A 14,676-nucleotide genomic window follows, 5' to 3' on the forward strand; every position below is an offset into this window, starting at 1 on the left:
GTCCTCACCTCCTCCAAGGGGAGCTGGACGCTTCCTGACCCTACCTGCGTGGGTGGTGATTGAAACCCCTAGATCACAAAGACTGCCGGGTGTGTCCGATCTTCACTCTTGCGCTCTCCCTCACGCTCCCTCACGCCAGTGCAATACCCACCCGGCGCCACCGGAAAGCAGCCGGTTGTATCGTCGGAGTGTTCAACACCCGTCAGGGCTGGCGCGACTTACTCCATATTGCACCACCCGGCGCAGGAAACGGCAGGAGAGATGATCGTGCAGCAGGAGGCCACCGCCGAAGGCGCCACCGAGGTCCGCGAGCCCCTGGAGGTCTGGATCGACCAGGATCTCTGCACCGGGGACGGGATCTGTGTCCAGTACGCCCCCGAGGTCTTCGAGCTCGACATCGACGGGCTGGCGTACGTGAAGAGTGCCGGGGACGAGCTGCTCCAGTCACCGGGAGCGACGACTCCGGTCCCGCTGACGCTGTTGCGTGACGTCGTGGACTCCGCGAAGGAGTGCCCGGGCGACTGCATTCACGTACGGCGCGTTTCGGACAGGGTAGAGGTGTACGGCCCCGACGCGGAGTGACGCGTTCCGCGCCTACGGTCACACAGGGTGAGCGGTCACCGGGGGGCGTGGGTCATATGCTCCGCGAGCCCGGGCCCGTGCCGCGTACGAAGGCGCCGTTCTTCCACTGCCAGGTGATCTGTTGTTTCTCGTCCGGGCAGCAGCGGGGTACGTCGGGGCCCGAATAACCCAGCAGGGTAGCCATGACGGCGCCGTCGCGGACGGCGAGGCCGGGGCTGAGGCTCTGCCTCTCCTTGGGGTCCAGGAGGGTGGCCACGATCCGTGACCGGGCGGTGTCCTTCCCGGCCCGGGTGAGGACGTAGAGACCGCTGGGCGGGGTGCCGGATCCCGCCACGCAGCGGACCGCGGCGACGGTCTCGGGGCTGCCGTCCCCGTCGAGGTCGCCGGAGGCCTTCTCCGTGACGACGGTGCCGGCGCCCGCGCACTCCAGCGGGAAGGTCACGCCGGCCGGGTCGGGGGCGGGCAGGGAGGCGCCGGTGGCCCGGGGGGCGGAGCCGTCCTGGGAGGCCGTCGCGGGTCCGGGCTGGAGGAGTCCGGCGACCGCCACGACACCGGCCATCGCGGTCGCCGTGGCGAGCCAGTGCATCGGCCGGGGCCTGGTGTGCGCGAGGTCCGGGACGTCGGAGAGCTGCACGCGGAGGGTCTCCTGTGGGGGCGGTACCGGTGGGGAGACAGCATCGTGCCACACGTCACAGGGGCGCGGAACAGCGGGGTCCGTATGGTCAACATAAAGAAACCGCCGCCCAGTTCCCGTCCACGCGGGGAGAACTGGGCGGCGGTGCGGCCGGGTTGGAGACGCTCGTACGGGCCCGGTGCGGGTCAGCGCGGGGCGCCGCCGCTGGCGCTGCCGGGGCCGTCGTAGTCGTCGCCGTAGGCGCCCTTGGCGGGGCGGCGGCGGCGCAGGGGCGGTTCGACGCCGTCGGCGAGCCTGCGGGCGGTGATGAGGAATCCGGTGTGGCCGATCATCCGGTGGTCGGGGCGGACGGCCAGGCCCTCGACGTGCCAGTTGCGGATCATGGATTCCCAGGCGGCCGGTTCGTTGAACGTGCCGAATTCCCTGATGGTCTCGACCGTGCGGGCGAGCTGGGTGGTGGTGGCGACGTAGGCGCAGAGGATGCCGCCGGGGACGAGGGCCTTGGAGACGGTCTCGACGCACTCCCAGGGGGCGAGCATGTCGAGGATGACCCGGTCGACGTCCGTGTCCGACAGGTTGTCCTGGAGGTCTCCGACGGTCAGCTGCCAGGCGGGGTGGGGTTCGCCGAAGTAGCGTTCCACGTTCTGCCGGGCGATCTCGGCGAAGTCCTCGCGGCGCTCGTAGGAGTGGAGCATGCCCTGGTCGCCGATGACCCGCAGCAGGAACGCGCTGAGTGAGCCGGAGCCCACTCCGGCCTCGACGACGCGCGCGCCGGGGAAGATGTCGGCGAAGGCCAGGATCTGGCCGGCGTCCTTCGGGTAGACCACGGCGGCGCCGCGGGGCATGGACAGGACATAGTCGGGGAGCAGGGGGCGCAGCGCGAGGTAGGCGACGTTTCCCGTGGTTCGGACCACGCTGCCCTCGGGAGCACCGATCAGCTCGTCGTGCGGGAAGGACCCTTTGTGGGTGTGGAAGTTCTTCCCGGCTTCGAGCGTGAAGGTGTAGTGGCGTCCCTTGGGATCGGTGAGCTGGACCTGGTCCCCGACCTTGAAGGGCCCGCGTCGGCGGGCGGCACCGGTCGGTTCGGACATGTTGTTCAGCCTAGCTGGTTTATCCGGTGCCTCTGTCCGCCGTACGGCCCAAGGCGTATCCGCGCAGGGGTGTCCGGCTCGCGGCGTCAGCGGGGTTCGGGGCGGGCCATCGCCGCGACGAACGCGCGTTCCACGTCGGCGGTGGAGAGCACGCCGTAGATCTCGCCCGTCTCCTCGACGACGAGGTATTCGGTCGCGGGGCTGGCCCTGAGGCGGTCCAGGAGGGCTTCGCCGGCGAGGTCGGCGGGGACCCTCATGCCGTCGTTGAGGTCCTGGGCGAGGCCGCTGACGGCGACCCAGGGGCGGCGGTGCTGGGGGACGCCGGCGATGGCGGTCTCGCGGACGACTCCGGTGGGGTCGCCGTGGCCGTCCACGACGACGAGGGCGCGGGCTCCCGCCTCGTTGGCCCGGCGGAGGGCTTCGGAGAGGGGGGTGGCGGCTTCGACGGGGACAGCGCGGCGGGTGAGGACGCGGGCCTGGAGTTCGGGGAGGTGTTCGCGGAGGCGGGCCATGCGCAGGCTGTTGCCGGCGCCGGTCCAGATGATCGCGGCGAGGACGGCGGCGAGGAGGGCGTCGGTGACGGTCTCCAGGCCTCCGATGTCGCGGTTCGCGTTGCCGAGGGCGCCGGTCCGGGTGAGGAGCGGGAGGCCGATGAGGACGGCGACGGCGAGGGCGCGGCCGACCCAGGCGGCGGCGACGGTGCCGCTCATGGGTTTGCCGGTGATCTTCCAGACGACGGCGCGCAGCATCCGGCCGCCGTCGAGCGGGAGGCCGGGGAGGAGGTTGAAGGCGGCGACGATCAGGTTGGAGATCATCAGTCCGGCGAGGAGGACGCCGGGGACGGTGCCGGCGTCGACGGCGAGGAGGCCGAGGTAGAAGAGGCCGGAGAGGACGAGGGAGAGGAGGGGGCCGACGAAGGCGAGGACGAATTCGCGTCCGGGGGTCTCGGATTCCTTCTCGATCTCGGAGACGCCGCCGAAGAACTGGAGCTGGATGCGGCGCACGGGGAGTTTGAAGCGCAGGGCGGCGACGGTGTGGGCCAGTTCGTGGACGAGGACGGAGCCGTAGAAGGCGACCGCGAAGAAGAGGGCGATCGCGTAGCGCACGGCGCCCAGCTCGGGCAGGACGCGGCCGAGTTGCCCGCCGAAGATCCAGGTGATCAGGGCGGCGACCAGGAACCAGCTGGGGGCGACGTAGACGGGTACGCCGAAGGGGCGGCCCATGAGAATGCCGCCTCCGGGGTCCGCGGGCCGGGCCGGTCTGCCGCCGGCGGCCTGGTCCCCCTTCCGGGGCTGCGGCCGCCTGCTCTCGCCGCTCTCGTCGTCCTCTTTCACGGGTTCCCTTCGTCGGCGGCGCGGGTCACGCGCACGATCATGCCCGATCATGCAGTGCGTGCCCTCTGTAGTCGATGGTATTCCGCTCGCTGTCGGTGGCGGGCCGTAGGGTCTGCGTCATGAGTACCAGCCGACCGCCAACTTCGCTGTCGCCGTCCCGTGCGAGCGACTTCATGCAGTGTCCTTTGCTGTACCGCTTCCGGGTCATCGACAAACTGCCCGAGAAGCCCAGTGAGGCGGCGACCCGCGGGACGCTGGTGCACGCCGTGCTGGAGCGGCTCTTCGACGCGCCGGCGGCGGAGCGTACGGCTCCGCGGGCGAGGTCGCTGGTGCCGGGCCAGTGGGACCGGCTGCTGGAGTCGCGGCCGGAGCTGGCGGAGTTGTTCGCGGGGGACCCGGAGGGCGAGCGGCTGACGCGCTGGCTGGGCGAGGCGGAGCAGCTGGTGGAGCGGTGGTTCTCGCTGGAGGACCCGACGCGGCTGGAGCCGGCGGAGCGCGAACTGTTCGTGGAGACGGAGCTGGCGTCGGGGCTGCGGCTGCGCGGGGTGATCGACCGGGTGGACGTGGCGCCGACGGGTGAGGTGCGGATCGTCGACTACAAGACGGGCAAGGCCCCCCGCCCCGAGTACGCGGAGGGCGCGCTGTTCCAGATGAAGTTCTACGCGCTGGTGGTGTGGCGGTGGAAGCGGGTGGTGCCGCGCCGTCTCCAGCTGGTCTATCTGGGGAGCGGCGAGGTGGTGACGTACGACCCGGTGGAGGCGGACCTGGAGCGGGTGGAGCGCAAGCTGCTGGCGCTGTGGGAGGCGATCGAGCTGGCGACGGAGACGGGTGACTGGCGGCCGCGGCCCACGAAGTTGTGCGGGTGGTGCGACCACCAGGCGGTGTGTCCGGAATTCGGCGGTACGCCTCCGGTGTACCCGCTGCCGGTGGTGTCGGCGGACGCGCCCGCGGCGGGCGGGCCGGCGGCTGTGCCGTCGGCGGGCGTGCCGGCGCCGCAGGCGGGCGGCGACACCCCGTCGGTCGTCTGACGGTCTGACGGGGAGAGGCCGGGAAGGGACGACCGGCGACCGCAGGCCGGGACCCTCAGGGCAGAATGGGACGGGTCTATCGAAGGAGATCCCGTGACTGTCCGCGTCCTACTGGTCGATGACCAGCCGCTGTTGCGCACCGGCTTCCGGATGATCCTGGAGGCGGAGGGCGACATCGCGGTCGTCGGCGAGGCCGGGGACGGTCTTCAGGCCATCGACCAGGTGCGCGCGCTCCAGCCCGACGTGGTGCTGATGGACATCCGGATGCCCCGGATGGACGGGGTGGAGGCGACCCGCCAGATCACCGGTCCCGGCCGGGACGGTCCGGCGAAGGTGCTGGTCCTGACGACGTTCGACCTCGACGAGTACGTGGTGGAGGCGCTGCGGGCGGGGGCGAGCGGTTTCCTGCTGAAGGACGCGCCGGCGAACGAGCTGGTGCAGGCGATCCGGGTGGTGGCGGCGGGTGAGGCGATGCTCGCGCCGAGCATCACGCGCCGGCTCCTGGACAAGTACGCGGACCATCTGCCGTCGGGCGAGGACGCGGTGCCGGACACGCTGCACACGCTGACGGACCGTGAGGTCGAGGTGCTGAAGCTGGTCGCGCGGGGGTTGTCGAACGCGGAGATCGCCGCGGACCTGTTCGTCAGCGAGACGACGGTGAAGACGCATGTGGGTCATGTGCTGACGAAGCTGGGCCTGCGCGACCGGGTGCAGGCGGCGGTGTACGCGTACGAGAGCGGCCTGGTGCGCCCCGGCGCCCAGTGAGCGCCGGGCGCCCCCGGTGACGGCCCCCGGCGGCCGGTGACGGCCGCCGGGCCCCGCTGTCAGTCCTTGCTGATCTCCCAGAAGCGGAAGACGGTCGACGCGTCGAGCGTCCATTCCAGCCCGGAGATGTTGTCGTAGGCGACGGCGTACTGCTTGCCCTGCCACAGCGGCAGGACCGGCAGGTCGCGGGCCACCTCGTCCTGGAGGTCGCCGAAGTCCCGTTCGGTGGCGCCCCGGTTGGCCTGGGCGGCGGTGGCGGGGATGATCCGGCCGGTGATGTCGGTGTTCTCGTAGTGGTTCTGGAGGACGTTGTCCTTGCCGAAGAACGGCTGGGTGAAGTTGTCCGGATCGGGGTAGTCCGGGACCCAGCCCTTGACGTAGACGCCGTACTTTCCGGCCGCGATGCCCTTCTCGTACTGGTCGAAGGGGACGGAGCGGACGCGCGCGTCGAACAGGCCGCTCGCGTCGAGCTGTGCGGCGATGGCCCGGAACTCCTGGTCGGTGGCGGGCCCGTACCGGCTCGGGGTGGACCACAGGGTGAGTTTCACCTTGCCGGTGATGCCCTCCGCGCGCAGGGCCTGCGCGGCCTTGGCGGGCTGCGGGCTGTCTCCGTACCGGTCGAAGAAGGCCGTGTTGTGGGCGGTGATGCCGGCCGGGACGATCGAGTAGAGCGGGGTCGCCGTGGACCGGTAGACCTGGCTGACGAGGGCGTCGCGGTCCACCAGGTAGGCGATGGCCTGCCGTACGCCGAGGCGTCCGGTGACCGGGTCGTCCATGTTGAAGACGAGGTGCTGGACCTCGGCGCTGGTGCCTTCGACGACGTCGATGCCCTGGTCGGAGGCGGCGGTGGAGTCCTGGAGTTTCGCGATGTCGGGGGCGGTCAGACCGCGGTACGCGACATCGATGTCACCCTTCTCCAGCGCGGCCGCCAGCTTCTTCTGGTTCCCGTGGAACAGGCTCAGGGTGATGCCCGAGTTCTTCACCCGCGCGGTGCCGTCGTAGCGGGAGTTGACCCCGAAGACGGCCTTCGAGGAGTCGAGCGACGTGAGGGTGTACGGCCCCGAGCCGACGGCCTCGCCGTCCTTGCGGAGGCGGTCCGCGGGGTACGCGCGGTGGTCCACGATCGAGCCGGCGCCCGACGCGATCTTGCTGGGGAACGTGGCGTCGGGGACCTTGAGGTGGAAGATCACGGTCCGGGCGTCCGGGGTGGCGATCGAGCCGATCGTGGAGAGCAGCGGCGCGGGCCCGGCGGGGTCGTCGATCCTGAGAGCCCGCTCGAAGGAGAACTTGACGTCCTCGGAGGTGAGGGAGTCGCCGTTGCTGAAGGTGAGGCCGTCCCGCAGGGTGCAGCGATAGGTCCTGCTGCCGTTCGCGAACGCGCAGGCCCGCGCGGCTTCCGGCTGGGGCACGGAGCCGCCCTTGGGGAAGCTCAGCAGGGACTGGAAGACGTTGTTGAACAGGAGCCACGATCCGGGGTCGTACCCCGAGGCCGGATCGGTCGCCAGCACGTCGTCCGACATGCCGACGACGATCGCGCTGCCGGTGTCGGCCGCTCTCCCGTGGCTCTGGGTGCCGCAGCCGGCGAGCAGGGCGATCGCGAGCCCCGCGCCGAGCGGGGCGCTGGTCCATTTGCTGCTGAGTGCCTTCACAGGTGGTGCCTCGTGCTTTCTGCCGGCCGCGCGGGTGGTCCGTCCGCGCGGCCGGTGGGATCAGGATCCGGCGGTGCCACGCCCCAGTTCCCAGAGGTGGAGGTTGGCACCCGAGTCGAGCGCCCACTCCACCCCGAAGATGTCGTCCCGCGCGGCGATGTACTGCTTGCCCTGCCACAGCGGCAGCATCGGTACGTCGGCGGCGACGATGTTCTGGAGCTCGGCGAAGGTGTTCGACGCGGCGCTGCGGTCGGCCTCACGGCGCGACTCGGGGATCAGCTGGTCGATCGCCTTCTTGTTGGCGTAGGGGCTGCTGAGGATGTTGTCCTTGTCCAGGAACGGTGCGATGTAGTTGTCCGGGTCGGGGAAGTCGGGGAACCACCCGAGGCCGAAGACCGGGAACTTGCCCTCGTTCTTCTTGGGAAGGAAGGTCGCCCACGGTTCGCCCTTGAGATCCACGGAGAACAGCCCGCTGGAGTTCAGCTGATCCCGGAGTGTCTCGAATTCGCTCTTCGTCGCGGCACCGTAGTGGTCGGTGGTGTAGTTGAGCGTGAGCTTCACCGGGGTCGCGATGCCCGCCTCGGAGAGGAACTTCGCCGCCTCCGCCTTGTTGCCGTCGCCGTACTCGTTGAAGAACGAGTTGGTGTGCCCGGTGATGCCGGACGGGATGACGGAGTAGAGCGGGTCGGCCATCGGGCCGTAGACCTTCTTGATGAGGTCGCCGCGGTTGACGACGGACGCGATGGCCTGGCGTACGGCCTTGTCCTTGACGACCGGCGCGTTGGTGTTGAAGGCGAGGTAGCGGATCTCCTGGCCGGGTATCTCGGTCAGGTTGATGGTGTCGTCCGGCTTGGCCTGCATGTCCTGGATCTGCTTGGGCGTCATCGAACGGTTCATCACGTCGATGTCGCCCTTCTTCAGGGCGGCGGCCATGTCCTCGGCGGTCGGGAAGTAGCGGACCTCGACCTTGCTGTTCTGGAGCTTCAGCGCGCCCTTGTAGTGCGGGTTCTTGGTGTAGACGGCCTTGAGCATCTTGCCGTCCTTCACCTCCGCCTTGAAGGTGTACGGTCCCGAGCCCTCGATCTTGAAACCTTCGAGGAGCTTCTTCGGCGCGTAGACCTTGGGGTCGATGATGCCGGCGATGGGGGTGGAGAGCTTGTACGGGAACGTGGCGTCCGCCGTCTTGAGGTGGAAGATCACCCCGTTGTCGCCGCTGGTCTCGATCTTGTCGATGTTGGCCAGCAGACCGACGGCCCCGTTGGGGTCGTTGATGTTGCTGACGCGCTCGATGGAGTACTTGACGTCCTCGGCGGTGATCGGGTCGCCGTTGGAGAACGTGAGGCCCGAGCGCAGGGTGCAGCGGTAGCTCTCGCTGCCGGTGTCGGTGAAGCCGCACTGGCTGGCGGCGTCCGGCATGGGCTCGCCGCCGCCGCGCGGGATGTAGAGCAGCGTCTGGATCGTCTGCTTGAGAAGGTTCCAGGTGTTGGTGTCGTAGGTGTACGCCGGGTCGACGGGCGCCGGGGCTTCCTTGGTCGCCACGAACGGGTCCGTGGTGCCCACGACAATGGCATCACCGCCGCCTGAGCCGCCGTCCGAGCCGCCACAACCGGCGAGCACGGGCGCGAGCAGGCCGACCACGGCCGACAGCACCAAAGTCTTGCGGTTCATCCTGGACGTACTCCTCATCCGGCACTGGGATACAGCGATGCAAATGGGAGACTCCGCCGCCGCCACCCGTTCGGGGCAGTGCGATCGGGCCGGGATACAGGGCGATCGGTCCTGTCGTCGCGGCGACTTGGCGGCCGCCGGGACATGCTGCTGGTGCGGCGAAGTACTCGCGACGAGATTAGTCCGCGGCGCCGGGAGGGCCGGACCGGGTCCGAAGTGGTCCGTCATCACAAAGTGACCGGCCATAGCGGCGAGTTGATGTACCGGGTCCGGCAGGTTTCGTACACGCCTTGACCAATCGGGACACAAGGGCCCATCGGAGCCGCCGCCCATCAGGCATGTCGCCGTCGCGCCAGCCCCCGGCGGCACGCGGGAGCGTGAGAAAGCTCACTGCTTGAACCGTGAGCCGGCGTCACGGCCGCGCCGTCCGGGTCACGGAAAATACACGGCCCGATGCGATGAGTTTCCGATTGTATCCAATAGCCACGCGGGTGGTCGACTCAGTCGCGGAGCGTCATCAGACCGCGCAGGAAGACGAGGTCGACCTCTTCGAGGGAGGTGACGACCGAGCGGCCCTCGGAGGGCGCGATCGGGGCGACGGAGGGCACCGCGACGACCTTGCAGCCGGCCGCCTCCGCGGAGGCCACGCCGGTGGCCGTGTCCTCGATGACGGCGCAGCGCGCCGGGTCGGCCCCGAGGCCGCGGGCGGCGATCAGGTAGGGGTCGGGGTGCGGTTTGGTACGGGGCACCTCGTCGCCCGCGACGGTCAGGGCGAAGTACCGCGGCCCGAGCGAGAGCAGGACCCGGTCGATGATGCGCCGGTGGGAGGCGGAGACCAGGGCGGTGGGGACGTCGTGGGCGGCCAGTTCGGCCAGGAGTCTCGCGGCGCCGGGCATCATCGGGACACCGAGGCCGATCCGTTCCTCGAACTTGTCGTTGAGCAGTACGGTCAGCTCGGCCAGGGTGACGGCGGCGCCGGTGGCCTCGATGAGGAAGGCCGCGCTGCGCGTCATGGGGCCGCCGACGACCACGTGGCGCCAGGACTCGTCGAGGGCGTGCCCGAGGTCCTTGAAGACCTCCACCTCGGCGTCCCACCAGAACCCCTCGGTGTCGACCAGGGTGCCGTCCATGTCGAGAAGGACGGCCTGGAGGGCGGAGCCCTCGGCCGTACGGGTCAACGATGCGGGGACCGTACTGGTCATCCGGCACACCTCCGTGAGGGACGGGAAGGCCGGTCGCCTGTTCCACGGGGAAACCCCCCGGGACAGGCGGCCGGCCTGCGCTGGACCGATAAGTGTACGGCCCCGCCGATCTCCGCGCGCGCCGGTTTCGGCAGGCCACGGATCCGGGCGGGCCGGGGCGGGCCGGGGCCCGCCCGCGTCCGGGTCAGCGGGCGTTGAAGTACTTCGCCTCGGGGTGGTGGATGATGATCGCGTCCGTGGACTGCTCGGGGTGGAGCTGGAACTCCTCGGAGAGCTGGACGCCGATGCGCTCGGGCCGGAGCAGCTCGGCGATCTTCGCCCGGTCCTCCAGGTCGGGGCAGGCCCCGTACCCGAGGGAGAAGCGGGCGCCCCGGTACTTGAGCGCGAACATGTCCTCCACCTCGGCCGGGTCCTCCCCGGCGAAGCCCAGTTCGGAGCGGACCCGGGCGTGCCAGTACTCGGCGAGGGCCTCGGCGAGCTGGACGGAGAGGCCGTGCAGTTCGAGGTAGTCGCGGTAGGCGTTCTTCTCGAAGAGTTCGGCGGTGGTCTCGCCGATCCTGCTGCCGACGGTGACGACCTGGAGGCCGACGACGTCCGTCTCGCCGGACTCCTCGGGGCGGAAGAAGTCGGCCAGGCAGAGGCGGCGGCCGCGGCGCTGGCGGGGGAAGGTGAAGCGGGTGCGCTCCGAGCCGTCCTCGCCGAGGAGGATGAGGTCGTCGCCCTTGGAGACGCAGGGGAAGTAGCCGTAGACGACGGCCGCTTCGAGCATGCCGCCGGTGTGCAGCTGGTCGAGCCAGCCGCGCAGGTGGGGCCGGCCCTCGGTCTCGACGAGTTCCTCGTACGTGGGGCCGCCCTTGCGGGCTTCCTTGAGGCCCCACTGGCCCTTGAAGAGGGCGCCCTCGTCCAGCCAGGAGGCGTACTCCTTGAGCTGGATGCCCTTGACGACGCGGGTGCCCCAGAACGGCGGGGTGGGCAGCGGGTTGTCGGTGGAGACGTCGGAGCGGGCGGCGCCCTCCTCGGGGCGCTCCTCCACGACGGTGTTGGTGGTGGCCTTGACGCGGCGCTGCTTCAGCTCCGGGAGGGTGGCGCCGGGGACGCCGCGCTTGACGGCGATGAGGGCGTCCATCAGGCGCAGGCCCTCGAACGCGTCGCGGGCGTAGCGGACCTCGCCCTCGTAGATCTCGTGGAGGTCCTGTTCGACGTAGGCGCGGGTGAGGGCGGCTCCGCCGAGGATGACCGGGTAGTCGGCGGCCATCTGGCGCTGGTTGAGCTCCTGGAGGTTCTCCTTCATGATCACGGTCGACTTCACCAGCAGCCCGGACATGCCGATGACGTCGGCGCGGTGTTCCTCGGCGGCTTCCAGGATCGCGGAGACGGGCTGCTTGATGCCGAGGTTGACCACGGTGTAGCCGTTGTTGGAGAGGATGATGTCGACGAGGTTCTTGCCGATGTCGTGGACGTCGCCGCGGACGGTGGCGAGCACGATGGTGCCCTTGCCGACAGACCCTTCGCCGTCGGCGATCTTCTCCATGTGCGGTTCCAGGTACGCGACCGCGGTCTTCATGACCTCGGCGGACTGGAGCACGAACGGGAGCTGCATCTGGCCGGAGCCGAAGAGTTCGCCGACGACCTTCATGCCGTTCAGCAGGGTGTCGTTGACGATGTCCAGGGCGGGCCGTTCCTCCAGCGCGGCGGCGAGGTCGGCCTCCAGGCCGTTCTTCTCGCCGTCGATGATGCGGCGCTCAAGGCGCTCGTTCAGCGGGAGGGCCAGCAGCTCTTCGGCGCGGCCGTCCTTCATGGACTTCATGTTGACGCCCTCGAAGAGCGCCATGAGCTTCTGGAGCGGGTCGTAGCCCTCTTCGCGCCGGTCGTAGATGAGGTCGAGGGCGACCTTGACCTGCTCCTCCTCCAGGCGGGCGATGGGCAGGATCTTCGAGGCGTGCACGATCGCCGAGTCCAGGCCCGCCTTGACGCACTCGTCCAGGAAGACGGAGTTGAGGACGACGCGGGCGGCCGGGTTGAGGCCGAAGGAGATGTTGGAGAGGCCGAGGGTGGTCTGGACGTCGGGGTGGCGGCGCTTGAGTTCGCGGATGGCGTCGATGGTGGCGATGCCGTCCTTGCGGGACTCCTCCTGGCCGGTGCAGATGGTGAAGGTCAGGGTGTCGATGAGGATGTCCGACTCGTGGACGCCCCAGTTCCCGGTGAGGTCCTCGATGAGCCGTTCGGCGATGGCGACCTTGTGCTCGGGGGTACGGGCCTGGCCGTCCTCGTCGATGGTGAGCGCGATGAGGGCGGCGCCGTGCTCGACGGCGAGTTCGGTGACCTTGTGGAAGCGGGACTCGGGGCCGTCGCCGTCCTCGTAGTTCACGGAGTTGATGACGGCGCGTCCGCCGAGCTTCTCCAGGCCCGCGCGCAGGACGGGGAGCTCGGTGGAGTCGAGGACGATCGGGAGGGTGGAGGCGGTGGCGAAGCGGCCGGCGAGTTCGGCCATGTCGGCGGCGCCGTCGCGGCCGACGTAGTCGACGCAGAGGTCCAGCAGGTGGGCGCCTTCGCGGATCTGGTCGCGGGCCATCTCGACGCAGTCGTCCCAGCGGCCTTCGAGCATGGCCTCGCGGAACTTCTTCGACCCGTTGGCGTTCGTCCGCTCGCCGATGGCGAGGAAGGCGGCGTCCTGGCGGAACGGCACGGTCTGGTAGAGGGACGCGGCGCCCGGCTCGGGGCGGGGGTCGCGGACCGTGGGCACCGCGTCGCGGACGCGCTCCACGACCTGGCGCAGGTGCTCGGGGGTCGTACCGCAGCAGCCGCCGACGAGGGAGAGGCCGTACTCGCGGACGAAGGTCTCCTGCGCGTCGGCCAGTTCGGCGGCGGAGAGCGGGTAGTGCGCGCCGTCCTTGCCGAGGACGGGGAGGCCGGCGTTGGGCATGCAGGAGAGCGGGATACGGGAGTGCCGGGCGAGGTAGCGCAGGTGCTCGCTCATCTCGGCGGGCCCGGTGGCGCAGTTCAGGCCGATCATGTCGATGCCGAGGGGTTCGAGGGCGGTGAGGGCCGCGCCGATCTCGGAGCCGAGGAGCATCGTGCCGGTCGTCTCGACCGTCACGGAGCAGATGATCGGGAGGTTCGCGCCGGTGGCGGTGAGGGCGCGGCGGGCGCCGAGGACGGCGGCCTTGGTCTGGAGCAGGTCCTGGGTGGTCTCCACCAGGAGGGCGTCCGCGCCGCCGGCGATCATGCCTTCGGCGTTCTGCTGGTAGGCGTCGCGCAGGGTGAGGTACGGGGCGTGGCCGAGGGTCGGCAGCTTGGTGCCGGGGCCCATGGAGCCGAGGACCCAGCGCTGCTGTCCGGTGCTGGTGGTGAATTCGTCGGCGACCTCGCGGGCGATCCTGGCGCCCGCCTCGGCCAGCTCGAAGACCCGGTCGGGGATGTCGTACTCGGCGAGGGCGGCGTAGTTCGTACCGAAGGTGTTGGTCTCGACGCAGTCGACCCCGACGGCGAAATACTCTTCGTGGACGTGCCGGACGATGTCCGGGCGGGTCACGTTGAGGATCTCGTTGCAGCCTTCCAGCTGCTCGAAGTCCTCCATGGTGGGGTCCTGCGCCTGGAGCATCGTGCCCATCGCGCCGTCGGCGACGACCACGCGCGTGGCGAGTGCCTCACGGAGGGCGGCGATCCGGCTCTTGCTGTCGGTGGAGGGTGCTGGCGACGAGGCCATGAAGGTACTCCCGGGTTGCGACGGCTGTCGGCTTTGCGGCGTCTGGAGACGGCGCACCGGCCCAGCGTAGCCGGGCGGGTGCGGGAACGGGGTGCCATTCCGGCCGCCGGACGGGCGGTGGGCCTGTCGCGGCGTGTCGTGTCCGCGCTGACAAAAGGTCGGCATCGGCCGATAGTGTTCCGCATTGTCGAACTGTGTGTAGGGAAAGCGCGTGTACGGGAGGTCCGGCCGATGGCGAAGAACATCCAGTCGCTGGAACGGGCGGCGGCCATGCTGCGCCTGCTGGCGGGCGGCGAGCGGCGGCTCGGCCTCTCGGACATCGCCGCCTCCGTCGGGCTGGCGAAGGGCACGGCGCACGGCATCCTGCGCACCCTCCAGGCGGAGGGCTTCGTCGAGCAGGAGCCGGCCTCGGGCCGCTACCAGCTGGGGGCGGAGCTGCTCCGTCTGGGGAACAGCTACCTGGACGTGCACGAGCTGCGGTCCCGGGCGCTGGTCTGGACGGACGACCTGGCCAGGTCCAGCGGGGAGAGCGTCCATCTGGGGGTGGTCCACCAGCAGGGCGTGCTGATCGTCCACCACGTCTTCCGGCCGGACGACAGCAGGCAGGTCCTGGAGGTGGGGGCCATGCAGCCGCTGCACTCGACAGCGCTGGGCAAGGTGCTGTCGGCGTACGACCCGGTGGCCCATCACGAGGTCATGGAGGGGGAGCGTACGGCGCTCACGCCCCGGACCGTCACCGGTGCGGCGGAGTTCGAGGAGATCCTCGATCTGACCCGTGCGCGGGGGTGGGCGGTGGACGCCGAGGAGACCTGGGAGGGCGTCGCGGCGGTGGCCGCGCCCATCCACGACCGCAGGAAGATGCCGGTCGGAGCCATAGCCATCACCGGTGCGGTCGAACGTGTCTGCAAGGACGGAGAGGTGCGTCCGGAGCTGGTGGCGGCGGTGCGCGAGTGCGCCCGTTCGGTCTCCCGGGACATCGGCGCCGGGCGCTTTTGAGCGGTATGGCGGATCATGAGT

11 protein-coding genes are annotated in these 14,676 nt (G+C 70.1%); 4 read left to right on the forward strand and 7 right to left on the reverse strand.

Translation table 11 applies throughout. The features are described from left to right. Positions 1–261 precede the first annotated feature (261 nt). Complete coding sequence (locus ACIODU_RS19965) at positions 262–582, forward strand: ferredoxin (protein ID WP_356428883.1); 321 nt, start codon at positions 262–264, stop codon at positions 580–582. Positions 583–634: 52 nt separating this feature from the next. Here the strand turns inward: ACIODU_RS19965 and ACIODU_RS19970 are convergent, their stop codons facing one another. The 3 genes from ACIODU_RS19970 to ACIODU_RS19980 all read right to left on the reverse strand — a co-directional run bounded on the left by ACIODU_RS19970 (position 635) and on the right by ACIODU_RS19980 (position 3,641). Beyond that, complete coding sequence (locus tag ACIODU_RS19970) at positions 635–1,216, reverse strand: hypothetical protein (protein WP_401769119.1); 582 nt, start codon at positions 1,214–1,216, stop codon at positions 635–637. A 185-nt stretch (positions 1,217–1,401) separates the two neighbouring features. Continuing rightward, positions 1,402–2,307: a tRNA (adenine-N1)-methyltransferase gene (locus tag ACIODU_RS19975; RefSeq protein ID WP_356428887.1), complete on the reverse strand. Its 906-nt coding sequence runs from the start codon at positions 2,305–2,307 to the stop codon at positions 1,402–1,404. Between the two features lie 86 nt (positions 2,308–2,393). After that, positions 2,394–3,641, reverse strand: a complete 1,248-nt coding sequence (locus ACIODU_RS19980) for a site-2 protease family protein (protein ID WP_401769120.1) — start codon at positions 3,639–3,641, stop codon at positions 2,394–2,396. A 74-nt stretch (positions 3,642–3,715) separates the two neighbouring features. Here ACIODU_RS19980 and ACIODU_RS19985 point away from each other — a divergent pair, with 74 nt between their 5' ends. Beyond that, on the forward strand, positions 3,716–4,669 hold the full coding sequence (locus ACIODU_RS19985) for a RecB family exonuclease (protein WP_401769122.1): 954 nt from the start codon (positions 3,716–3,718) through the stop codon (positions 4,667–4,669). A 93-nt stretch (positions 4,670–4,762) separates the two neighbouring features. Further along, entirely contained in the window at positions 4,763–5,434 is a 672-nt protein-coding gene (locus tag ACIODU_RS19990; protein ID WP_161312506.1) for a response regulator transcription factor, read from the forward strand. A gap of 59 nt (positions 5,435–5,493) precedes the next feature. On the opposite strand, the gene ACIODU_RS19995 is transcribed toward ACIODU_RS19990, so the two are convergent. From ACIODU_RS19995 to metH, 4 genes are all read right to left on the reverse strand, one after another. Further along, positions 5,494–7,083 carry an ABC transporter substrate-binding protein gene (locus ACIODU_RS19995; RefSeq protein WP_401769124.1) on the reverse strand — a complete coding sequence of 530 codons (1,590 nt, stop codon included), beginning with the start codon at positions 7,081–7,083 and terminating at the stop codon, positions 5,494–5,496. Positions 7,084–7,143: 60 nt separating this feature from the next. Beyond that, entirely contained in the window at positions 7,144–8,751 is a 1,608-nt protein-coding gene (locus ACIODU_RS20000) for an ABC transporter substrate-binding protein (RefSeq protein ID WP_356428898.1), read from the reverse strand. Between the two features lie 500 nt (positions 8,752–9,251). After that, positions 9,252–9,953, reverse strand: coding sequence for an HAD family phosphatase (locus ACIODU_RS20005; protein ID WP_356428901.1), 702 nt, complete (start codon positions 9,951–9,953; stop codon positions 9,252–9,254). 184 nt (positions 9,954–10,137) lie between these two features. Further along, on the reverse strand, positions 10,138–13,659 hold the full coding sequence (metH, locus tag ACIODU_RS20010; protein ID WP_401769127.1) for a methionine synthase: 3,522 nt from the start codon (positions 13,657–13,659) through the stop codon (positions 10,138–10,140). Between the two features lie 231 nt (positions 13,660–13,890). Here metH and ACIODU_RS20015 point away from each other — a divergent pair, with 231 nt between their 5' ends. Then, entirely contained in the window at positions 13,891–14,655 is a 765-nt protein-coding gene (locus tag ACIODU_RS20015; RefSeq protein ID WP_356428906.1) for an IclR family transcriptional regulator, read from the forward strand. Positions 14,656–14,676: the final 21 nt, after the last annotated feature.

The sequence above is a fragment of the Streptomyces sp. NPDC088261 genome, from assembly GCF_044740805.1.
In the GTDB taxonomy this organism is placed as follows: Bacteria; Actinomycetota; Actinomycetes; order Streptomycetales; family Streptomycetaceae; genus Streptomyces.